This window comes from Marivirga atlantica, assembly GCF_016734805.1.
Classification (GTDB): domain Bacteria; phylum Bacteroidota; class Bacteroidia; order Cytophagales; family Cyclobacteriaceae; genus Marivirga; species Marivirga atlantica.
Map to the genome: position 1 here is coordinate 607,172 of NZ_JAERQG010000001.1, position 20,128 is coordinate 627,299.

The window sequence follows — 20,128 nt, forward strand, 5'->3', positions numbered from 1 at the left end:
TTTTAGTAGGCGTGTGCCATAAAAGAGATTGTGATTAGAATTTAACATTACAAAGATGAAATTAAAGATTATTGGTTTCCTGTTTTTTGTGCTTTTGAGCAACCTGGCTTATTCCCAAAGCCAGTCGGCCCAAGACAAAATTGAAGCGGCAAGGATAGCCCTTATAAACCAAAGACTTGACCTTAGCCCCGAGGAGGCTGAGAAATTTTGGCCTCTTTACAGAGAATATTCCAAACAAAGGGAGTCATTAAAAAGAGAATACCTTGATGCAAGAAAGGAGTTCCGAGCAGAGGGCATGTCAGAAGAAGAAAGCAAAAGATTGCTTGAAATAGGTTTGGCATTGAAGGAAAGAGAACTTGACCTTGATAAAAAATATACCCAAAGGCTGAACACAGTTATTAGTAGCAGACAATTGATTGCTTTACGAAAAGCAGAAGATGATTTCAGAAAAATGCTTCTGGAAAGGCTAAAGGAGCAAAGCGAGCAAAGACAAAAACTCTACAACAGAAGACAAAGAAGAAACGATAATTGATGTTGTATTTTTTCCATTTTTTATAAAGAAAGGTGTACGGCAGTAGTAAGAGAATGCTATACTTCTTTAAAAGCTGGGCTGTTATTACAGTTCAGCTGTTTTTCTTTTGTGCTTTTTTCAATCCTTTTCCGTTGCAAGCACAGAATGATTCAATACAAATTGATTCTGCACAAAGTGTGGAGGCCCTCTATGCTGAGCTGGATGCTATTTTTGCAGATGAGACGGACTCTACATTGGCCCTATTCAAATTAGTAGATAGTTTGTTGATGCTTGAAAAACCGAAATATCATAGTGTAATATTCCGATCATCCTATATGAGCCAGGTATCCACAGCTGGCCGAGCTCAGGATTTTCAGGAAAACGGTTATTCAACAGGTATCTCCTATTTTCATCCTAGCAATGCCTTTGTAGATATCTCATCTTTCTGGAATAGTGGATATGATCCATCTTATTACTTAACCGCTCTTGCTGTTGGCTACAGTAATAAATATGCTAAAAACTGGAGTACTAACTTAAGCCACGATTTCTATTTTTATAATGATACTATCCAGAATCAGTTTAATAAGGCGGCTCAAGTAGGTAATTATTTTGATTACAAATGGTTAAACCTAGGCCTTGATTACAGCTTTTTATACGGAAACTCTACTGCTCACCGTCTAATGTTTAATGGAAGTTTTAGCAAAAGCTGGCAATTTAAAGGATGGTTGAAAAGTATAAGCTTAAACCCGGGGTTTAGTGTGATTGCAGGAAATTCTGACATTATTTATGTGCGGCAATCTGATACACCTTTTCATGACTTGCTACAAATTTTAAGAAATGAGCCTTATCCACAGCTTGAAAGAAAGGAGTATCTTACCTTGGCCAGTTTGCTATATCAGGAGAGAAATGCAGCAGCAGCTATATTTCTGAACAGGCGAGGTTTCAACGGCCAGCAGATAACCGAGGTGATAGATACTTATTATGAGCAACAAATTAAGGAAGACAATGTATTCGGGCTCATGAATTACGGCTTCAACATGCCTGTTTTTATGCAAGTGGGCAAGTTCAGCTTAATGCTTAATTACACCTATAATATTCCTATGGCTTTACCTAATGAGCCTTATGAATATGAACCTAATGGTTTTCTGAGCGTGGCGGTATCTTACATGCTCTACTGGAAATAACTACTGAATTATGGCTTTCGATTCTTCAAGTCCGTACTCAAACTGAAGCGTTGTGTGGCCTATTGCAAAGCGGGTATGTAAAAGATTTTCAATTTTCTTGTTTATAACAGCGGTTTCGCTCACATGCAGGTTATTTTCTAGGTCAACATGAGCTTCTAAATGAACAACTTCATCGTCCAATTGCCAGATATGTAAATGATGAATGTTCTTTACTTCCGGCAGTTTACTAACCTCGTCCACCAGTTTTGGAATATCTATTTCAGCAGGTACAAATTGTAGTAGTATTCTGGTACTGCTTTTTAAAAGCTTTATGCTATTAACTATCAAATAAATGCCAATGCCTACGGATAAAAGCGGATCTGTCCAGTAAAAGCTATAGTATTTCATTAGCAACCCACTAATTAATACAGCAACTGAAAATAACATATCAGATAACAGGTGTAAAAATGCTGATCGCATATTCATGCTTCTATCAGCTTTGCTATAGAGAAAGAAGGCACTTAGTCCATTACCAATAACTGCAAAAAGTGCCAGGTATATAATTAGGTTAAAATTTTCAGAGATGATGTTTCCGGTAATTAGTCTTTCTATACTTTCATACATGATGAAAATGGCCACCACTATAATGGCTGCGGAGTTAATAAAAGCAGCCAAAATTTCAGCGCGCTTATACCCGAAAGATTTACTATAAGTTGGTTTCTTTTTAGCGAGTAAAATGGCAATAAGACTGATGGTTAATGCGGCTACATCACTAAAATTATGGGTAGCGTCAGAAATGAGGGCTAAACTATGAGCGTAAATACCACCTATAATTTGTAAAACGGTAATAACAATGTTTATTAAAATAACCCAGAAAAGTCTTTTTTCTTTAACCATACAAGTATATTTTTAAAAAAGTGGTGACAATAGAAACAAAACTTAAAGCTAACCAAGCTTCCGTGATAAATTACAAAATATATGCTTCAGTATGATAAGGCTGTTTACGAATTAGTTTGTGAGAATGAAAAGCTTTACAAATTCATTTCAGAGTATGCTGTAGATGGCGGTTGGTTAGTAAAATGTGATGATTATGCTAATGCCCTGATAAGCAACAAGCTTGGGAATCTTTTGGGTCTTAACTCGGATGCTTATCCTCTTGAAAAGTTATTAAACAGAACAATTGTTGAAGAGGAACTTCTCTCAAAGAAAGAATTATACAACTATTCATCTCCTTTTATAAAGAAGCTTAAAGTTTTTGATGCTAATGGCAATGGTATTCAGCAAACAGTAAAAGTGGCTTTTTTTACAGCAAGTGGTGAGGAGTGGTTAGTTGGCTGCCACAAAAATATTTATCAGGAATATCAATCTGCAGAGATAATAGACAAGTATAAAAAAATAATTCAAGGCACTAATCTAGGCACTTGGGAGTGGAATGTTCAAACGGGAGAAACAGTTTTTAACGAAAGGTGGGCTGAAATTGTAGGGTATTCACTAAAGGAATTGGAGCCTGTTTCTTTAAAAACCTGGACCACTTTATGCCATCCTGAAGATTTGAAAAAATCAGAGGAGGAGTTACAAAAACATTTTAATGGAGAGTCCTCCTATTATGAGATTGAGTGCAGAATGAAGCACAAGAAAGGTCATTGGGTATGGATACTGGACAGAGGAAGGGTTTTTACCTGGACAGATGCCGGAGAGCCTGAATGGATGATTGGCTCACATCAGGAAATTACAGCCAGAAAAGAACAGGAGTTAGAAACCAAAAAATTTAAAGAATTATTTGAGGCAACTACAAAAGCCGCATCAATTGGTTTCTGGGAGGTAAAGTTTAATCCCATTGAACCTTATTGGGATGCAGTAACAAACAGAATCTACGAAGCTCCGGATGATTATAGGATAAAGCTTGAAGAAGGCATAAGTCGTTATCCAGAAGGGCACAACCGTGATTTGATAGAAAAATGCTTCAGCGAAGCTATTGAAAAAGGTAAAGCGTACGATGTGGAGTTACAAATCAATACCTTTAAAAACAACCTAAAATGGGTAAGAACAATTGGAATTCCGGAGTTTGAGAATGGAGATTGCAAACGGGTTTATGGACTTTTTCTGGATATCGATAAGGTTAAGCAAGAGCAATACCTTAAAGACAAATTAATGGAAAATACCAAAGATGAGAATAACCGCTTAGTGAATTTTGCTCACATAGTAAGTCATAACTTAAGGTCTCATTCCAATAATTTTTCAATGCTAACACAAATGCTTTCTACCGACCTATCTGATGATAAAAAGCAAAAAGTATTTGAAATGTTAGCTAATGCTGCCTCAAAACTGAAAGAAACGACAAAGCACCTAGATGAAATTGTTGATATTAATTTAACCCTTGATGATAATTTCTCTGACCTAAATCTTAAGAAGTATATTGATGATGCCATTCAGTCACAAAATACATTTGCTGACTCAAGAGGAGTTGAGTTGATAAATAATGTGCCTGATAGTCTGACAATTAAGGGTATACCTGCTTATTTGGAAAGCATAGCGCTCAACTTTTTAAGCAATGCCATTAAATATGCTGATCCTGAAAAGAAAGAAAGGCATGTAGAAATTACAGCCACGGAAACACTTCATGAAATCAAATTGATCTATTCAGATAATGGTCTAGGCATCAATTTAGAAAAACATGGCGCCAAATTATTCGGAATGTATAAAACTTTCCATAGAAATAAAGATGCTCGCGGAATTGGTTTATTTATCACCAAAAATCAGATAGAAGCTATGGGAGGAAGAGTAGAAGTAGAAAGCACACCAGGAGAGGGTACCAGGTTTACTATCTACTTCCAAAAGCCGTAACGAAAACTACCAGTTAAGAGGTACTTCCATTAATAAAAAATGGGCGTTTTGAGTAGCCTCAATTTGCACTTTTTGGGTGTCCGTAATGCTTAGTCCATCTCTTTTAGAAAGTAAATGACCTTCCACATTTAGCTCACCTTCTAATAAGAAAATGAATAAACCGTTCTCAGCTTTTTTAAACTCGTATGTTGAGGAATAACCTTCTTCAAAATTAGATAAGTGAAACCAGGTATCTTGATGCACCCAGGTGGGTACATCCTCTTTGTTAGGAGAAACAACTAGTTGAAACTTATTTATTCTGTCCTCTGGTTTAAATGAATGTTGTCCATATCTGGGTTCTACATTCTCTTTTTTAGGAAATATCCAAATCTGTAGAAATTCAGTTCTTTTACCTTCATTATGATTAAACTCGGAGTGTACAACACCTGTACCGGCTGACATCACCTGAACATCATTTTCTTTAATAACTGATTTATTACCCATACTATCCTCATGTGCTAAGTCACCATATAGCGGGATAGAGATAATCTCCATATTCTCATGAGGGTGCTTAGGGAAACCTGTTCCGCCATCAATTTTGTCATCATTCAGCACGCGTAATGCACCAAAATGTATTCTATCAGGATCATAATAAGAGGCAAAACTAAATGTATGATGTGTATCTAACCAGCCATGATTTGCATGACCGCGACTATCGGCTTTATATAAAGTAGTATTCATATCTTTAAATTGTATGTATATACATGTATTACGAGCGAAGTGCAAAAAGGTGTCACTGAAAGTTGTCATTTCCTCAAAATTGTGAAAGAAGTAGTGTATTTTAGGTATACAACTTACTTAGAGAATTTATATTTAATATTTAAATTATTAACTTCCACACTCAAAACATAAAACTCTACTCTCATGAAAATGAATTTCAAACTTGCCATACTAGCATTAATAGTTTTCGGCTTTGCTTGTAGCCCTCAAAAAAAGGAGGAAAAATCTAAAGAAGAAGCTTTTGATAAAGCTGAAGCTGAAGTAAATGAGCAAATCAAAGAAGTGATTGCTGAAATGCCTGCACCTTCTGAGATACCATTCTTGTTAATGGAAACCGGAGCTGAATTTAGCCCTAGCTTATTGCATGATATTAAAATGGCTAGCAAGTACACTACAAAAAATGAGAAAGCATTAAACTTAGGTGCGTATGCCACTGATGTAGCCTATTTAAGTGCTTACAGCAAGTCTCAAAAAGCTTTGACCTACGTTGCTGAGCTAAAGCCAATAGCTGATCAATTGGCTCTTTCAAACGCCTTTAACCCTAAAATGATTGAACGATTCGAAAAGAATTTGTCAAGCACAGATTCATTAGCTGCCATTATCAATGAGGCTGTTGAGAATGCTGATGACCATTTAAAGAAAACGGACAGACCGAAGGTTTCAGCTATGCTTTTAGCAGGTTCATTTATTGAAGGCCTGTACATTGCTACGGCTCTTATTGAGAATTATCCGGATGATGTTTTACCTGATGATGCCAAAACACTTATTTTAATTCCTTTGGTTGATGTAGTGCTGAAGCAAGAAGAGCCTGTTATTGATTTGATTGCCTTATTAAAAAGTGTTCCTTCTGATGAGAAAACAAAAGCTCTTATTGCAGACTTGGAGCAGCTCAAAGAAGAATACAAAAAGCTTGATGTGAAAAAACTGATGGAAGAAGGAAGAGGAGATCTTTTATTAAAGGATGAAGCCCTTGATGCCTTAACTAATACAACAGGTAAAATTAGAGATCATATCACAGGTTAATTTAAACCTGATACGTTATTAGAGCCCGGCTAAAACTGGGCTCTCTTTATATTTAAGCCAGCCAACCTAAAGATCAATGAGTGAGAAATTATTAAGTGCTTTACTGGAGTTGTTTGCCATAATTGCCAAAAAAGGTTCTGTAACAGAAGATGAACGTGCAGCTATTCAGAAATTTCTTGAAGATACACTTAGTGATGAAGCTGCTGCTAAGCACTTAAAGGCATTTGATGATTTTGCCCGAAATATCGGGCATCAAGAGGATGAAGACCCTGAGCGTATTGCAAAAATTTGTCATACCATTAATGCCGAATTCACTTACGGACAAAAAATCATATTAACCCTTCAGTTATTGGAGCTCATTTTGGCTGATGGGGAAATTGCCGATGAAGAAACTGCAATACTTATTAATGTAGTTGAAAAAATCAGGATTCCGGAACAACTAGTTGCTGATATTAAGTCATTTGCCCTTGCTAAAGAACTGAGCGCTTTCAATAATGCTAAGTATTTAATAATAGCTTCGGACGAAGCGCGTATTCCTGAAGCTGCACATTCCTTAATTGAGCCTAATTTAGATGGATTTTTGGCTGTGCTAAGACTGGTGGATTCCGAGATGTATTTTATCAAATATATCGGAGACAATCAGCTGCAGGTAAACGGTGTGCCGTTAAGAAGAGATGCCATCACCTTATTTCCGGCAGGTAGCACAGTAAAAGGTGAAAAATCGCAAAGTGTATTTTACAGCGATGTGGTTAGTAGGTTTAAGCAGGCTACAGACATTCCTGATATATCATTCGAAGCCCGCAATATCAGCTTTACTTTCCCAAATGGACATACCGGCTTACATGATGTAAAAATTGCTGAAGAAACAGGTAAGCTGGTTGGTTTAATGGGCGCTTCTGGCTCAGGTAAGTCTACCTTGCTCAATGTACTTAACGGAAATGAAAGCCCAACAAACGGGCAAGTACTCATTAATGGAATTGACATCAATCAAAACCCTGAAGCCATCCGTGGCTTAATTGGCTATGTACCTCAGGATGATTTATTAATTGAAGAACTGACAGTTTATCAGAATTTGTACTTCGCTTCAAAACTTTGCTTTAGTAACAAAACGGAAGCAGAAATTGAGCAACTGGTTTCTGTTACACTTTCATCTCTCGGTCTCTCGGATACAAAAAATTTAAAGGTGGGCTCTCCATTGGATAAAACCATTAGTGGAGGCCAACGCAAGCGATTAAATATTGGACTGGAGCTGCTTAGAGAACCATCTGTATTATTCGTAGACGAGCCTACTTCGGGTCTTTCTTCAAGAGATTCAGAAAATATAATGGACTTGCTTAAGGAGCTTAGTCTGAAAGGCAAAATGGTTTTTGTGGTCATTCATCAGCCCTCATCAGATATTTTTAGAATGTTTGATAAGCTGGTCATACTTGATGTTGGTGGCCATCAGATTTACTATGGTAACCCTGTGGAGGCGGTAAGGTATTTTAAACATCAGACGAATGCCATTGACAAGGACCAGGGAGCCTGTATTGAATGCGGCAACGTAAATCCTGAGCAGATTTTTAACATCATTGAAACCAAGGTGGTTGATGAATATGGTCGTGTTACAGATGAGCGAAAGGTGTCTCCTAAAAAATGGGAAAAGCTTTTCAAGGAGGAAATAAGCATTAAGGAAATAGAAAAAACTGATGAGCTGCCAGATCCTGAACTACATATTCCTAATTGGGTAACCCAGATAAAACTTTTCTTCCAGCGTGATTTTAAGTCGAAGCTGGCTAATAGACAATATTTGCTTATCAACTTGTTGGAAGCGCCAATTTTAGCCCTTTTATTAGCATATATTATTCGTTTTTATCCTGAAAATGAGACTTCGGAATATCTTTTTTCCGAAAATGCCAATATCCCGGCCTTCTTCTTTATGAGTATAATAGTTGCCCTGTTTATGGGCTTAACGGTTAGTGCTGAGGAGATTATTAAAGACCGTAAAATCCTTAAAAGAGAATCCTTTTTGCATTTAAGCCGAAGTAGTTACCTACTCTCAAAAATTGGTATTCTGTTTATGTTTTCGGCTATACAAACGCTCACCTATGTACTGATTGGTGATATAATTTTAGAGATAGATGGTCTCAATATGGTTTACTGGGGCATTTTATTTTCTACTGCCTGCTTTGCCAATTTATTAGGTTTAAATATTTCTTCAGCCTTCAACTCGGCCATAACCATTTATATTCTTATTCCTATTTTGCTGATTCCACAATTAATTCTCAGTGGTGTGGTAGTAAAGTTTGATCGTTTAAACCCACATATTACGGTTCCTGATCAAGTGCCATTAGTTGGTGAGTTAATGGCTTCACGTTGGGCTTTTGAGGCCTCAATGGTGGCACAATATCAGATGAACGACTACAATAAGCCGTTCTATCCGCTTGATAAACAAATGGCGGAGTCTGAGTATAAAACGGTATACTACATCCCTATGCTTGAGACTAAGTTGAACTATTTAGAGACACACTTAAATGAAAAGGATACTGAGGAATTTAAAGAAACAGTTGATTTGTTGAGTAGAGAGATTGGCCTGGAACTGGAAATTGTTGGCAAGAACCAATTTGACGCTTACCATAAACTGACCGCAGATAATTTCGATAAATGGACAGCCGATAAAACCAAAAAATTCCTTTCTGCACTCAGACGCTTTTATAATAACCTATACAATGAAGCAAGTGCTAAAAAAGAGAAGGGGATTTATATTCTTACCAGTACAAAAGAAAAAAAGGAGCAGTTTGAATATCTAAAATCTAACTACTTTAATCAGGCTGTAGCAACAATGGTTCGAAACACTAATGACCCTGATAGGTTAGTGGAATATGATGGCAAGTTGGTTCAAAAAATATATCCTATTTACATGGATCCACAGCCAGAGCATTTATTAGATTTTAGAACGCAGTTTTATACAGGTAAGAAGTATTTTGGAGGATATTATTTTCATACCCTGGGCTTCAATATGATGATGATTTGGGCTATGATTATCTTGCTGTATGCAACCCTCTATTATGATATACTACGTAAAATAGTAAACTACAAGAAATGAAATTAACCAGACTTACTTATTTAATATTAGCACTGTTAGTAACTGTTGGATGTGCTCAAAAAGAAAAGCAAGAAGCAGAAGAAACTGTTGAAGAACCAGCATCGGAAAACACATTTGATGCTTCATTATCTGATGCGAAGGCTGTGGAATTGGCCGATAAAGTAATAGCAGCTCATGGTGGTGAAGAAACATGGAATGAGACACGCTATATTGGTTGGAATTTTCTCGGCAGTAGAGATTTAATTTGGGATAAACATACTGGTTTAGTCAGAATAGATTACCCAAAGGAAGAGAGCACTTACATTGTTAATGTTAAGCAAGATACAGGAAGTGTTAGCATAAAGGGTAGGCTGATTCAAGATGAAGATTCTCTCAAAAATTACATTTCAAGAGCTAAGCAGATTTGGGTAAATGATGCCTACTGGTTGGTTTTTCCTTTTAAGCTAAAAGATCCAGGGGTACACCTCACATATATAGGTAAAGATACCACCAACAATGGCGAAGCGGCAGAAGTTATTCAGCTCACATTTAATGAAGTTGGTTTCACGCCAGATAATAAATATTACGCTTACATAAATCCTGAAAATCATTTGATCAGTCAGTGGGATTATTTTAGCAAAGCTTCCGATTCAGTTCCAGCTATTTCAGGTGTGTGGTCTGATTATGATAATTATAATGGCCTTATGTTATCATCAGGAAGAGGAGACAGGAGCCTTGGAAACATTGCAGTCTCAAATAAGTTGGACAGCGCTGCTTTTACCTTTTAAGTTAGCGCCTCATATCGGCTTTTAAATTAGTGATGTGATTAAGGAGTGCCTCCTGCCAACTTATGCCGGCATCCCATATGTTGCCTAAATAAATGTCTTTGGTGTAAAGCTGCTGCACATAGTACTTATGTGCATTCTGGTTAGCGAAAATTTTGGTTATGGTATCAGGTTGACCTTTTCTAGTAGAAATGTGAATGGTTTCATTTTCCTTTAATTCATAGCCAAGCATACGCTTTAAGCTTTCCACATTATTTTCAAGTTTTCTCAGCACCATTAAGTAGCCATTACTAATAAGTTCTTCATCTGTTATATTAGGGTCAACAAGGCCGTACCTAAAAGGGTAATTATCTTTTAACAAACTATCTAGTTCAGCATTCATAGCATCAATATCACCATCAAGCAATACACTATTTTCAAACTTAGGAACAGCCAGTTTATCAATTCTTAAATCAGGGTTAAAGTCAGCCACTCTTCTTGTTTTGATCACATTAGTACGCTGAAATATTTCAGGAACATCAATAATCAGGAAATTACCTCTTTCCAAATCGGCTTGTTCTGCCTTCATAACAATTTTGGCACCCAAAGCTTCAAGGTCGGCTGCTCTTAAATCGTACACTTCCATATCAGGAACAAAAAAACTACCGCCTTCAGGTATATCAGCCATATAGGCAGCATATTCATCAGACTCTTTATTGATGATGATCATACTTGAAATGCTTCTTTCAGTAATATCACGATAGAAGGCATTAGTAGCATCATGGCCGGAAAGAATATCAGACAGGGCATAGTAGGCTACAGCATCTATTCCTACTTCTCGAAAGCTCTTATGAATTTTAGCGGCTTCCTTCTCCCAATCAAGGCTATTTACATTCATAAAAACCACAGACCGGGTTTTTAGCAGGTCTTTGGGAATATCAGCTTTCTCAGTAAAAAACTTAAAAGTGCCTTGCGCAACGGATAGTTGGTTGAACAAACAAAAAGTAATTGATGTTAAAAGAAGCTTTAAACGCATTTAAAAATAATTTTGAGCGGAAATTAAATGTTTTAAAGGAAACGTCTCAATCTTTCTGGCATTATATATAATTTTATTGTCTAGATTATAACCACTTATGAAGACCTACTCACTACTGCCATTTATTTTTATCCTGCTTTTTGTTCATAATATCTTCGGTCAGGAAGTGGAACAGGTGAGTGACACCGCCACTACAAATTTTCCAGATTCTGCTTATGTGATGAGCAAGCTTTATGCTTTTTCAGCTGACTCTATGCAAGGCCGTTCTACAAAGCAAAAGGCTATTAGTAAATCGAGAAAGTTTCTGATTGATGAGTTGGTAGACATAGGAGTAGCAGCCTATGTTCCTGATTACTTACAAGCCTTTGAGATTCCTCAGAAGAAAGGTGATACGCTGACAGGAAAGAATATTTTGGCTTATGTAGAAGGATTTAGCAGTGAACAAATAATAGTTATTTCTGCACATTATGACCATGTCGGAATGAAGGATTCGCTCAATATATTTAACGGTGCAGATGATAATGCAAGTGGTACCATAGCACTTCTGGAGATGGTTAAATATTTTACTGCCAATCAACCCGAACACAGCATGATTTTCGCTTTTTTCGATGCAGAAGAAATGGGACTTTTGGGTGCTAAGTATTTTGTTAACTCAAGTGTGGTGGATAGTAGCTTACTCAAACTTAATGTCAATATGGACATGGTAGCCAGAGGCGATAAGAATGAGCTTTATGCTGTAGGAACTTACTTTTATCCTCAGATTAAAACCTATATCGAACAGGCCGCAAAAGACAAATCGATCAAAATGATTTACGGAGCTGATAAGCCAACGGACAAACCAAATTGGACTTATGCCTCAGATCACGGTGCTTTTCATAAGCAGTCGGTACCATTTGTTTATTTTGGTGTTGACGACCACAAAGACTACCATAAAATTACTGATACAGCAGAAAAAGTTAACCCTGATTTTTATCTTGAAGCCATCGAGCTCATCAGAGATGCTGTCTTAATTTTCGATGCCAACCTTGATGTGATTACGGCCAATAGCAGGAAGAAGTAGTTTCTAGCAAGGGGAATTATAGAAATTAGGGCGAAGCTCCACCAACTAATATTTATTTATTACAATAAATATTACTATTTTCATATTGGGAATGATGTGTTTGCTCCATGATGTATTCAAAATTTCATATAGAAGATATTGAAAAGTACTTTCTGAATACATTAATAATTATTTCTATTGCTTGCCTTTTAGTCATTTTAGCAGCCAACCTTGTTTTCTATCCTAATGATATTTTATCTATACAGATTTCAGTTGCCTTATTAATAGCGACTTCGTTTGCTTATTTTTTAAGGAATAAGAAACCAATTATTTCAGTGTTAATAATCTGTTTGACTGTATTAGTTTCTGTTTCATTCCAAAAAATTTTAGAACCTTCAGTCACAACTTCCTTATCATTGGTTTTAATAGTCGGGTTTATAGCCTCCGTTCTTTTGAAAAAAGCAGCCATGCTTATCATACATTTTATTTCAGTAATATTACTGAGTACAGTCTTTATATTCCATGTTAATGATCCTATTACGGCTGCCATAACATACTCTTTAATGTATTTCCTTATTGCTTTTGCCACATTTAAATTAAAGAAGTCTTATGATGATGTTCACAATAAGCTGAATACCGCTCTTTTTGAAATTAATGAGAAATCTAATGAAATACATACCCAGAATGAGCAGCTTGTATTAGCACAAGAGAAACTAATTTGGTTGAATAACAACTTGGGAAAAATAGTTGAGGAAAGAACAGCTAAAATCAAAGCGCAAAATGAAATACTCATAAAGTATAGTCATACTAATGCCCATCAACTGAGAGGTCCTGTAGCAAGACTTTTAGGCCTTGTTAATTTGTACAAAATAGAACAGAATCCTAACCCTGACATTTTCATTGAGAAGATTGCAAAACAGGTCATTGAAATTGACGAGGTGGTTAAACAAATAAATGATGACTTAGGGAAAGCCTAATTGTTAGATCAAACTATCTCAATACCCATTTTTCTCATCAGCGGTACGGCATTAAAGGTATGGCAAGGGCCTTGGTGTAATTTGTAATCAAACAGGATTTCATCTTCCTTCACTTCACTATTAAAACTGAAATTGGCGAACTCCTCCAATTCATTTTCAAGGCTGGCTAATGATAAATCGTGTGTGCTGATCAAACCCATGCTATAGGTTTTATTCAGTTGCCTGATCAAACTTTCTGCACCTTTATTCCTGTCTTCAGAATTGGTGCCTTTTAATATTTCATCGAGCAGATAAAAAATGGGTTTAATGCTAAAGTTTTGAGTGAGATCAACTAATTGCTTAAGCCTCTTAAGCTCCGCATAAAATGAGGAGGTATTCTCTGAAAGATCATCTTGCGTGCGCATACTGGTAAACAGCTGAAGCGGACTCAATGTGAACTGAGCAGCACAGCAAACCGCTCCCATTTGAGCTAAAATAATATTAATACCTAATGAGCGCTCAAAAGTACTTTTCCCACTCATATTAGCACCAGTAATCAGTGTAAGGCTTCCCTTACCCTGCATGCTAAAGTTATTACTAACTCGCTCATTATGCTTTATAAGTGGATGGCCAATAGCTTCTCCATTTAACACAAGCTTATTATTTTCAAAAACAGCTGTGCTGTAGCTTTCGTGCACAAAAGCAAAGCCTGCCAGACTTAGAAGCGCTTCAAAATTACCGATGGTATTAAACCAACCTCTTATGTTTTTACCATATTTATAACGCCAGTTTTGACTACTGCTAAGCACCCAATAATCAGTCATCACAAAAGGATCAATCAGCCAGTACATCATACCATTTCGGGAGTGCATCCAGGTAAGGCTTCTGTTTAAGATTTTAATTTTCTGTGCTGCATCAGGATTAGTCAATAAGGACTTTAGCTCGTTCAGATAGTCATTGCTAAAATCCCTTTCTGATACCATTTGAAACAAGCTGGTGTGTTGATTCAACAAATTTGAAAGATGCTCGGTATGTTTCTGGGTTTTGATGAATTCATTCTGAATGGGAGCCAACAAAAGGAAATTCAAAAACATAGAGGCTCCAATAAATGCAGGAGGAACAATACCTGCTATAACCAGAATAACAACACACCAGAATTGCGTGAGACCTAACACCCCCACAGCTTTTAACCAGGGTTTTGGCTTCGCATTAGCCTGCTCAAACCAATCAAATATTTTTGATAAGTCAGTTCTCTCGTTTTTATCATTTTGATGCAAACTATTTTCTGCCCACCAATCAAGCTGCCAGTCAAAATCATCTTTTAACTCGCTGATGGCTGCTTGCCTATTTTTAATCTCATCTTGTTCAGCATGATTTTGAAACCATTTGGCAATGGTTGTTCTTCCGAAAGAGAGTTTACTTCTGTTGATCAAAGAGAACAGTGAATGTTTGCCAAAAACATCCATATCTGTAGTATATGGATGACTATGGTCTTCAAATTCTTCTCCACCATCGAGCTTGTTAAGGTCGAGCTTTAACCTGAGTATCTCATCAGCTAAAAAGTTTAACTTATTACTGACAAGGTTAAGCTGCTTTTTATAGTAATTGTGTTTTTGAACAAGCCATCCGAAGATAAAAGGACTTATAAGTAAAATAGCTGCTGATGCAGATCCATTGCGTTCATTGATGAAATAAACGGCTGCAATAATGGCTGCCAGAAAAAATAACACCCTTACAGTGCCAAATTTATTAGTCTGCTTTTTAAGGATTTTCTTTTCTTCCTGAAACTGAGCAATCTTCTCTTCAAAAAGGGCTCTTCTTGCTTCCCAAAAGGGAGTTTGAGTTGTCATAAATATTAATTCTGAAGCTGGCTGTGTCTGAAACAGCTTGTAATATGGTCATTTACTAAACCACATGCCTGCATATGTGCATACATAATGGTGCTGCCTGCAAACTTAAAACCTCTTTTCTTTAAATCTTTGCTTAGTGCATCGGATTCTTTAGTGGTAGCAGGTACTTCTTTCATACTTTTCCATTCGTTCTGAATGGTTTTTCCGTCAACGAAAGACCATATGTATTGGTTGAAGCTTCCGAACTCTTTTTGAATATTAATAAAAAGCTGAGCGTTGGTTATAGCACCTCTTACTTTTAATTTATTTCTAATGATACCTTCATCTTTGATGAGTCGTTCATAATCCGCGTCTGTAAACCTGGCTACTTTCTCTACATCAAAGCTGGCAAAGGCTTTTCGGTAGCCTTCTCTTCTTTTCAAAATGGTTAACCAGTTGAGCCCTGCCTGGGCACTTTCCAGAATAAGAAACTCAAAGTGTTTTTTATCATCATGTACAGGCACTCCCCATTCTTCATCATGATACTTTTCATATAGCTCACTTCCTCTACACCAATCACAACGAACTTTCTCATTAGTGGACATAACTTCCTGCATTAATGTCAATAGTTGTACCAGTAGCATGATCCATATGTCCGCTCAAAAGAAAAGCAATGGTGGGTGCTACATCTTCTGGTTGCGTTAATTCTTTCAAGGCGATATCACTTTTCGCAAAGTCTTCTCCATATTGATCAATGAATTTCTGAGCCATATCAGTTTTAGTGAAGCCAGGAGCAACAACAAAAGCTTTAATCTCATGCTTTCCATAAGCACGCGCAATAGATTTTGTGAGAGAAACTACTGCCGCTTTTGAGGTAGCGTATGCTAAATAGTCTTCGGTATCTCCTCTGAAGGCCGCTCTTGAGCTTAAAGTAATAATTCTCCCTCCGGTTTCCTGTTTCATGAATTGCTTAACAGAGCGCATACTTAATAGTCCTACAGCATTCACATTTACATCCATGGTGCGGAGCCAGTCATCTGTCCAGTCAATTACGCTTTTTTCAATTGATGAGGGAATAGCAATGCCAGCATTATTTACCAGTCCATCTAACCTGCCATTAAAGTAATCCATGGTTTCAGTAAAAAGTCGCGTAACTTCCATGGCACCACCCAGATCGGCTTTAATTAGGTGAAGTTGTGAGCCTAATTCTTTTTTCAGCCGCTCGGCTGCTTCTTCCTGACTATGATAATTAGCCACCACGCTTGCACCACATTTGACTAGCAATCGGGAAATAGCAGCACCAATGCCGCGCGTGCCACCTGTTACAAGTATATGCTGATGCGATAAATCTATCTTCATAATAATAAAAGGTTGATTGTAGAGCTGTTTATAAATGTAAATTAATTATCACTTTTTAGCTATTTATTGCGCTAATTCTGCATGTAAATTAAGCACCTCACCCTCTTCAATATGTACATTAATCTGAAGTGGACGGCAACAAACTTCACAATCTTCTATGTAGGATTGCTCTTTGATGCTAGGATCAATCAGTACACTTACTTCTTGTAAACAGCTTGGACAAATGAAGAAATGTTCTATCATAAAATATTAACTTGAGTTATCAATAACAGTTAAGCAAAACGATCGTTTTAAAAAAAGCATAACAGACACTATATGAAAAAGCTATTCTTTTTACCAATCTTATTTATTTCCACTTTTACTTTCGCTCAAATGGGAGAGCAATTTCCTGATATGGAAGGCAATAGTTTAACCGATGAATTGATCAGTATACCTGATGCTACAAAAGGAAAGTACACTTTGGTAGGTGTGGCTTTTAGTAAAAAAGCCGAAGATGATTTAAAAAGCTGGTTTCAACCAATTTATGAAGCCTACGTGATGGAGGCCGATCCTAATGCACTAATTCCTGAAATGAAGCCTGATGTAAATGTGGTGTTCATTCCTATGTTTACTGGCTTAAAAAGAGGAGCCTCGAAAGCAGCAACCAAAAAGATGCAGGAAGGTATTGATGAGAAACTTCACCCTAATGTCATGGTTTACAGCGGCAGCATGAGCGACTATGATGATATCCTTGGTTTAGAGGACAAAGAGTTGCCTTACTTTTTCGTGTTGGATAAAGCAGGAAAAATCATCTATGCCACCGATGGCAAAGCCAGCAATAAAAAACTAAATGACATAGATGAGCTGGTGAATGAGTTTTAATCATACGGCAACATATTGCATCTGCAAATAGATAATCATGCCTGCATTGTAGACCCCATGGGCAAAAATTGAGGATGTTAGCCTTCCGGTAATTAAATAAAGAGCAGTATAAACTGAAGTGGGTACTAAAATATCTATCCATTCCAGCGTATTGCCTGGCAAATGACCTATGGCAAATACGAGTATGGAAAAGGAAGTAGCTATTATTAAGCCAAGCTTTTTATTCTCAAATAAGTCTTTCATGCCAGTAATGGTATACCCTCTATTGAAGATTTCTTCCGTTATGCCGCCACCTATTACACCTAAGCATAGGAAAAATATAGCACCAGACCAGCTGCCATCAAAGTGCGAAAGGGTGTAAGTAAAATCTGCCTCAGTTATAGGGAAAATGTATAAGACCTGTAAGGCCCACCAAACCATGCCAAATAGTGTGCCCAATAGGATGTGCTTCCATTGAGGTTTTGTGAGCCCAATGTGTTGTAAACTTTTTCCCTTCTTCTTCAATGACCATCTCACAAGCAAAGTCACAGAGATGAACTGAAAAAGTGCCATCCACAAAAGGTTGATGCCTTGTTTGCCTCCTAAAGATTTAAATACTCCAAAAATAATGTCAGGGAGTACGAAAAATGCATATCCTAAAATAAAAGTGAATATGTAGAGTAAGGTGCTTTTTAGTTTATTCATTTGATGATGATTTAGGTTCAAAGTCGATAATATCTCCGGGCTTACATTCCAACACCTCACAGATAGCTTCAAGTGTATTAAAGCGGATACCTTTTACATGTCCTTTCTTAAGTAATGAAAGGTTGGTCATGGAAACCCCTACTTTTTCTGATAATTCGGTCAGGGACATTTTTCTCTTGGCCATGACTACGTCTAAGTTGATGATAATAGGCATGGCTATATAAATGCTTTATTTTCAGTTTCTAAATAATGTCCTTTTCTGAATACCTCAGAAATCACCCATAATATCAGACTGATGATGAGGATGCTAAAGTTTAGGTCAGGAATTAAATAGCCTAAGACCTGTTTGTCAGCATCTTTCCATAAGTAAGGTTGGATCACTTGGGTGTCGTTAGCTGAATGCGCTTTTATGTAGAGGGCATAAACAGCATACTCAATTATTTCATACAGGAAAACGAAGAATACTAGTAAGGACAACTGTTGAAGCTTTTTCACATTTCTGGCAGAAAATATTTCTCCTGCTTCAACTCTTTTAAATAATCTGTGAGCAATTAATGTAGCCCAAAATATCAGGCCTATTTTGAGTATGCTATCGATGATCTTCAGGAGATAGTAGCTCCAGTGTTCACTTGAAAACTTAATGTATCCTTTGCTACGGATGAAATCATAAGAGGTATAATGCTTCAATTCAGCATTCTCAAAAGTAATGTCTACAGGGTATGTGGAAATAAGCTCACCTTCACCACTGATAGCAAATATAAAAGAGCCAATAACGTAAAGGATGACAATGCCTAAAAGGATCAGTGTGAGCTTACTTAAAAAGACAAGGCTTTTTAAAACTAGAGGATGTTTCTTCATTTTATGCAAGTAATTACTTTAGCAAATCTCGCATAAAATTTATGTATTGCAAATAATATTTTATGTTTTACATAAAATAATTTACGAAAATGAAGAGTTTGATATCAAGTTTTCCCTATCAATTGGCCATCTCATAAGCATCTTTTAACCACTCAATCAGCTGATTATCAAGCTGATTTATATCAGTAATTTGTACCCTGTGCGTACACATAGTACCAAAAGGACCAGAATTTTCTAATCTGTCAGTGGTTTCAACACCTGGAAGTTTTAATCCTAAATCAATTCTTGCTTTGGTTGCGGGTTTTATTAACGCAAACTGTCTTTTTCTAATAATACTAACTGTTGTTTTTTTAGGAGTGATTGTAACGTCTTTGCCAAAACCAGACATTACCTCAATCAGCTTTTTATAGATAGGTTTTAAGTCTTCTTTCCCTTTATATTGACTTTCTACTAAATCCTCTGCAGAATCGTCATTATCCTTTGAAAGTGATACAATAGTATTAGCGAAGCCATGTGTTACACCGTGTTCTTCTTTCAGGAATTTTACGGCTTGCCCATGTTTCTCAAAGGCCTTTTCTTTTAGTATTTTCTTCCATTGTTCAAGTGACTTGCCAGTCTTCTCAGGCATATTGTCAATCATGGTTTGTAGTTGTGGTTCCATACTGTTTTGGTTTAAGCTTATTTAAAGATAAAACTTTTACCAAAATCAGAAATAAAAGATGGAACTATAAAAACACCCAAAAACTAATAATCAAGATCATCCATAGCACGCCTAAAAAGTGCCAGACTTTTGTGAGTAGCTCATACTTTAAATGCCAGTACGGATTGGTTTCTGCCATTAGGTATTTAATAGGGTCACGCATGATGCCTTTTGTCTGAAAAATAAGCACACCCAAATAAGTATGAGCAGCAATAAAGTGCAAAGCATGCAATCCTGTAAGAATATATAGAAATGAAGAAGCTATTCCTGAATTGAATAGATTTCCTGATTCAATCAGCTCTCTATATCCCATTAACTGGCAAAAAGCGAAGCCTACCCCCAGCAGAAAAGTATAGCGCATAGTAGTTACCAGAGCCTTATGGGCATTGGCTTTAAACAATTTTCTAATGGGATTAATAAAGTAACTCGAGGAAATAATCAGTATGGTACTGATAATGAATATGGATGGCACTTCCACATTAACCTCCTCCACATTGCTCAAGCTTACGAAAAATGAAATAAGCAGAAACAGGAAAATCAGGCTACTACCAAACAAACCCAAAATGAGAATCATTTTATAAGGATGCATGCGTTCAACGCGCTCAAAAAAACTTAAATCCTGTTTTGTACGCTTTTCCATTAGCTGAAGTAATTGTTAAGCTTTTGCAATGTTATATG

The 20,128-nt window shown here is 36.8% G+C and carries 22 protein-coding genes; 9 read left to right on the forward strand and 13 right to left on the reverse strand.

Annotated features, from left to right (window positions below):
* Window positions 1-55 precede the first annotated feature (55 nt).
* Window positions 56-532, forward strand: coding sequence for a hypothetical protein (locus JKP34_RS02715; RefSeq protein ID WP_201917451.1), 477 nt, complete (start codon window positions 56-58; stop codon window positions 530-532).
* A 131-nt stretch (window positions 533-663) separates the two neighbouring features.
* On the forward strand, window positions 664-1,695 hold the full coding sequence (locus tag JKP34_RS02720; protein WP_236664867.1) for a hypothetical protein: 1,032 nt from the start codon (window positions 664-666) through the stop codon (window positions 1,693-1,695).
* Here JKP34_RS02720 and JKP34_RS02725 read toward each other — a convergent pair whose 3' ends face one another.
* Window positions 1,696-2,571, reverse strand: coding sequence for a cation diffusion facilitator family transporter (locus tag JKP34_RS02725; RefSeq protein ID WP_201917455.1), 876 nt, complete (start codon window positions 2,569-2,571; stop codon window positions 1,696-1,698). It abuts the gene before it with no gap.
* Between the two features lie 81 nt (window positions 2,572-2,652).
* On the opposite strand from JKP34_RS02725, the gene JKP34_RS02730 reads away from it, so the two are divergent.
* Window positions 2,653-4,518 carry a PAS domain-containing sensor histidine kinase gene (locus JKP34_RS02730; RefSeq protein WP_201917457.1) on the forward strand — a complete coding sequence of 622 codons (1,866 nt, stop codon included), beginning with the start codon at window positions 2,653-2,655 and terminating at the stop codon, window positions 4,516-4,518.
* A 6-nt stretch (window positions 4,519-4,524) separates the two neighbouring features.
* Here JKP34_RS02730 and JKP34_RS02735 read toward each other — a convergent pair whose 3' ends face one another.
* Complete coding sequence (locus tag JKP34_RS02735) at window positions 4,525-5,238, reverse strand: pirin family protein (protein ID WP_201917459.1); 714 nt, start codon at window positions 5,236-5,238, stop codon at window positions 4,525-4,527.
* A gap of 189 nt (window positions 5,239-5,427) precedes the next feature.
* Between JKP34_RS02735 and JKP34_RS02740 the strand changes: the two genes are divergently transcribed.
* From JKP34_RS02740 to JKP34_RS02750, 3 genes are all read left to right on the forward strand, one after another.
* On the forward strand, window positions 5,428-6,300 hold the full coding sequence (locus tag JKP34_RS02740; RefSeq protein ID WP_201917461.1) for a hypothetical protein: 873 nt from the start codon (window positions 5,428-5,430) through the stop codon (window positions 6,298-6,300).
* 76 nt (window positions 6,301-6,376) lie between these two features.
* Window positions 6,377-9,385 (forward strand): ATP-binding cassette domain-containing protein, encoded by a 3,009-nt coding sequence (locus tag JKP34_RS02745; protein WP_201917463.1) that lies wholly within the window; start codon window positions 6,377-6,379, stop codon window positions 9,383-9,385.
* On the forward strand, window positions 9,382-10,152 hold the full coding sequence (locus JKP34_RS02750; protein WP_201917465.1) for a hypothetical protein: 771 nt from the start codon (window positions 9,382-9,384) through the stop codon (window positions 10,150-10,152). Before JKP34_RS02745 ends, JKP34_RS02750 begins: the two co-directional genes overlap by 4 nt.
* 1 nt (window position 10,153) lies before the next feature.
* Here JKP34_RS02750 and JKP34_RS02755 read toward each other — a convergent pair whose 3' ends face one another.
* Complete coding sequence (locus tag JKP34_RS02755; protein ID WP_201917467.1) at window positions 10,154-11,164, reverse strand: hypothetical protein; 1,011 nt, start codon at window positions 11,162-11,164, stop codon at window positions 10,154-10,156.
* A 97-nt stretch (window positions 11,165-11,261) separates the two neighbouring features.
* Between JKP34_RS02755 and JKP34_RS02760 the strand changes: the two genes are divergently transcribed.
* Window positions 11,262-12,224 (forward strand): M20/M25/M40 family metallo-hydrolase, encoded by a 963-nt coding sequence (locus JKP34_RS02760; RefSeq protein ID WP_201917469.1) that lies wholly within the window; start codon window positions 11,262-11,264, stop codon window positions 12,222-12,224.
* Window positions 12,225-12,504: 280 nt separating this feature from the next.
* On the opposite strand, the gene JKP34_RS02765 is transcribed toward JKP34_RS02760, so the two are convergent.
* Window positions 12,505-12,753 (reverse strand): hypothetical protein, encoded by a 249-nt coding sequence (locus tag JKP34_RS02765; protein WP_201917471.1) that lies wholly within the window; start codon window positions 12,751-12,753, stop codon window positions 12,505-12,507.
* A gap of 13 nt (window positions 12,754-12,766) precedes the next feature.
* Here JKP34_RS02765 and JKP34_RS02770 point away from each other — a divergent pair, with 13 nt between their 5' ends.
* The gene (locus tag JKP34_RS02770) at window positions 12,767-13,180 is read left to right on the forward strand and encodes a hypothetical protein (RefSeq protein ID WP_201917473.1); all 414 of its coding nucleotides are present in this window, start codon (window positions 12,767-12,769) and stop codon (window positions 13,178-13,180) included.
* Between the two features lie 8 nt (window positions 13,181-13,188).
* On the opposite strand, the gene JKP34_RS02775 is transcribed toward JKP34_RS02770, so the two are convergent.
* The 4 genes from JKP34_RS02775 to JKP34_RS02790 form a co-directional block, all read right to left on the reverse strand.
* On the reverse strand, window positions 13,189-15,009 hold the full coding sequence (locus JKP34_RS02775; protein ID WP_201917475.1) for a MutS-related protein: 1,821 nt from the start codon (window positions 15,007-15,009) through the stop codon (window positions 13,189-13,191).
* 5 nt (window positions 15,010-15,014) lie between these two features.
* Window positions 15,015-15,605: a DNA-3-methyladenine glycosylase I gene (locus JKP34_RS02780; protein ID WP_236664868.1), complete on the reverse strand. Its 591-nt coding sequence runs from the start codon at window positions 15,603-15,605 to the stop codon at window positions 15,015-15,017.
* Window positions 15,583-16,347, reverse strand: coding sequence for an SDR family NAD(P)-dependent oxidoreductase (locus JKP34_RS02785; protein ID WP_201917477.1), 765 nt, complete (start codon window positions 16,345-16,347; stop codon window positions 15,583-15,585). The genes JKP34_RS02780 and JKP34_RS02785 overlap by 23 nt, the downstream gene beginning before the upstream one ends.
* Window positions 16,348-16,410: 63 nt before the next feature.
* Entirely contained in the window at window positions 16,411-16,590 is a 180-nt protein-coding gene (locus JKP34_RS02790) for a CPXCG motif-containing cysteine-rich protein (protein ID WP_201917479.1), read from the reverse strand.
* 72 nt (window positions 16,591-16,662) lie between these two features.
* On the opposite strand from JKP34_RS02790, the gene JKP34_RS02795 reads away from it, so the two are divergent.
* The gene (locus tag JKP34_RS02795; protein ID WP_201917481.1) at window positions 16,663-17,208 is read left to right on the forward strand and encodes a hypothetical protein; all 546 of its coding nucleotides are present in this window, start codon (window positions 16,663-16,665) and stop codon (window positions 17,206-17,208) included.
* Here JKP34_RS02795 and JKP34_RS02800 read toward each other — a convergent pair whose 3' ends face one another.
* From JKP34_RS02800 to JKP34_RS02820, 5 genes are all read right to left on the reverse strand, one after another.
* Window positions 17,209-17,892, reverse strand: a complete 684-nt coding sequence (locus JKP34_RS02800; protein WP_201917483.1) for a CPBP family intramembrane glutamic endopeptidase — start codon at window positions 17,890-17,892, stop codon at window positions 17,209-17,211.
* A complete protein-coding gene (locus tag JKP34_RS02805; protein WP_201917485.1) occupies window positions 17,885-18,106 on the reverse strand; it encodes a helix-turn-helix domain-containing protein in 222 nt (73 codons plus the stop codon). The genes JKP34_RS02800 and JKP34_RS02805 overlap by 8 nt, the downstream gene beginning before the upstream one ends.
* 2 nt (window positions 18,107-18,108) lie before the next feature.
* Entirely contained in the window at window positions 18,109-18,750 is a 642-nt protein-coding gene (locus JKP34_RS02810; protein ID WP_201917487.1) for a DUF2975 domain-containing protein, read from the reverse strand.
* Between the two features lie 118 nt (window positions 18,751-18,868).
* Window positions 18,869-19,411, reverse strand: coding sequence for a DUF4287 domain-containing protein (locus JKP34_RS02815; RefSeq protein ID WP_201917489.1), 543 nt, complete (start codon window positions 19,409-19,411; stop codon window positions 18,869-18,871).
* A gap of 64 nt (window positions 19,412-19,475) precedes the next feature.
* Window positions 19,476-20,090 carry a cytochrome c oxidase subunit 3 gene (locus JKP34_RS02820; protein WP_201917491.1) on the reverse strand — a complete coding sequence of 205 codons (615 nt, stop codon included), beginning with the start codon at window positions 20,088-20,090 and terminating at the stop codon, window positions 19,476-19,478.
* Between the last annotated feature and the right edge of the window lie 38 nt (window positions 20,091-20,128).

What these genes read in the sequence shown, in the direction of transcription:
- JKP34_RS02715 (WP_201917451.1), top strand. Translation starts at nt 56, where the DNA reads ATGAAATTAAAGATTATTGGTTTCCTGTTTTTTGTGCTTTTGAGCAAC.
- JKP34_RS02725 (WP_201917455.1), bottom strand. Translation starts at nt 2,571, where the DNA reads ATGGTTAAAGAAAAAAGACTTTTCTGGGTTATTTTAATAAACATTGTT.
- JKP34_RS02730 (WP_201917457.1), top strand. Translation starts at nt 2,653, where the DNA reads ATGCTTCAGTATGATAAGGCTGTTTACGAATTAGTTTGTGAGAATGAA.
- JKP34_RS02735 (WP_201917459.1), bottom strand. Translation starts at nt 5,238, where the DNA reads ATGAATACTACTTTATATAAAGCCGATAGTCGCGGTCATGCAAATCAT.
- JKP34_RS02740 (WP_201917461.1), top strand. Translation starts at nt 5,428, where the DNA reads ATGAATTTCAAACTTGCCATACTAGCATTAATAGTTTTCGGCTTTGCT.
- JKP34_RS02745 (WP_201917463.1), top strand. Translation starts at nt 6,377, where the DNA reads ATGAGTGAGAAATTATTAAGTGCTTTACTGGAGTTGTTTGCCATAATT.
- JKP34_RS02750 (WP_201917465.1), top strand. Translation starts at nt 9,382, where the DNA reads ATGAAATTAACCAGACTTACTTATTTAATATTAGCACTGTTAGTAACT.
- JKP34_RS02755 (WP_201917467.1), bottom strand. Translation starts at nt 11,164, where the DNA reads ATGCGTTTAAAGCTTCTTTTAACATCAATTACTTTTTGTTTGTTCAAC.
- JKP34_RS02760 (WP_201917469.1), top strand. Translation starts at nt 11,262, where the DNA reads ATGAAGACCTACTCACTACTGCCATTTATTTTTATCCTGCTTTTTGTT.
- JKP34_RS02765 (WP_201917471.1), bottom strand. Translation starts at nt 12,753, where the DNA reads ATGGCAGCCGTAATAGGATCATTAACATGGAATATAAAGACTGTACTC.
- JKP34_RS02770 (WP_201917473.1), top strand. Translation starts at nt 12,767, where the DNA reads ATGTATTTCCTTATTGCTTTTGCCACATTTAAATTAAAGAAGTCTTAT.
- JKP34_RS02775 (WP_201917475.1), bottom strand. Translation starts at nt 15,009, where the DNA reads ATGACAACTCAAACTCCCTTTTGGGAAGCAAGAAGAGCCCTTTTTGAA.
- JKP34_RS02780 (WP_236664868.1), bottom strand. Translation starts at nt 15,605, where the DNA reads ATGCAGGAAGTTATGTCCACTAATGAGAAAGTTCGTTGTGATTGGTGT.
- JKP34_RS02785 (WP_201917477.1), bottom strand. Translation starts at nt 16,347, where the DNA reads ATGAAGATAGATTTATCGCATCAGCATATACTTGTAACAGGTGGCACG.
- JKP34_RS02790 (WP_201917479.1), bottom strand. Translation starts at nt 16,590, where the DNA reads ATGATAGAACATTTCTTCATTTGTCCAAGCTGTTTACAAGAAGTAAGT.
- JKP34_RS02795 (WP_201917481.1), top strand. Translation starts at nt 16,663, where the DNA reads ATGAAAAAGCTATTCTTTTTACCAATCTTATTTATTTCCACTTTTACT.
- JKP34_RS02800 (WP_201917483.1), bottom strand. Translation starts at nt 17,892, where the DNA reads ATGAATAAACTAAAAAGCACCTTACTCTACATATTCACTTTTATTTTA.
- JKP34_RS02805 (WP_201917485.1), bottom strand. Translation starts at nt 18,106, where the DNA reads ATGCCTATTATCATCAACTTAGACGTAGTCATGGCCAAGAGAAAAATG.
- JKP34_RS02810 (WP_201917487.1), bottom strand. Translation starts at nt 18,750, where the DNA reads ATGAAGAAACATCCTCTAGTTTTAAAAAGCCTTGTCTTTTTAAGTAAG.
- JKP34_RS02815 (WP_201917489.1), bottom strand. Translation starts at nt 19,411, where the DNA reads ATGGAACCACAACTACAAACCATGATTGACAATATGCCTGAGAAGACT.
- JKP34_RS02820 (WP_201917491.1), bottom strand. Translation starts at nt 20,090, where the DNA reads ATGGAAAAGCGTACAAAACAGGATTTAAGTTTTTTTGAGCGCGTTGAA.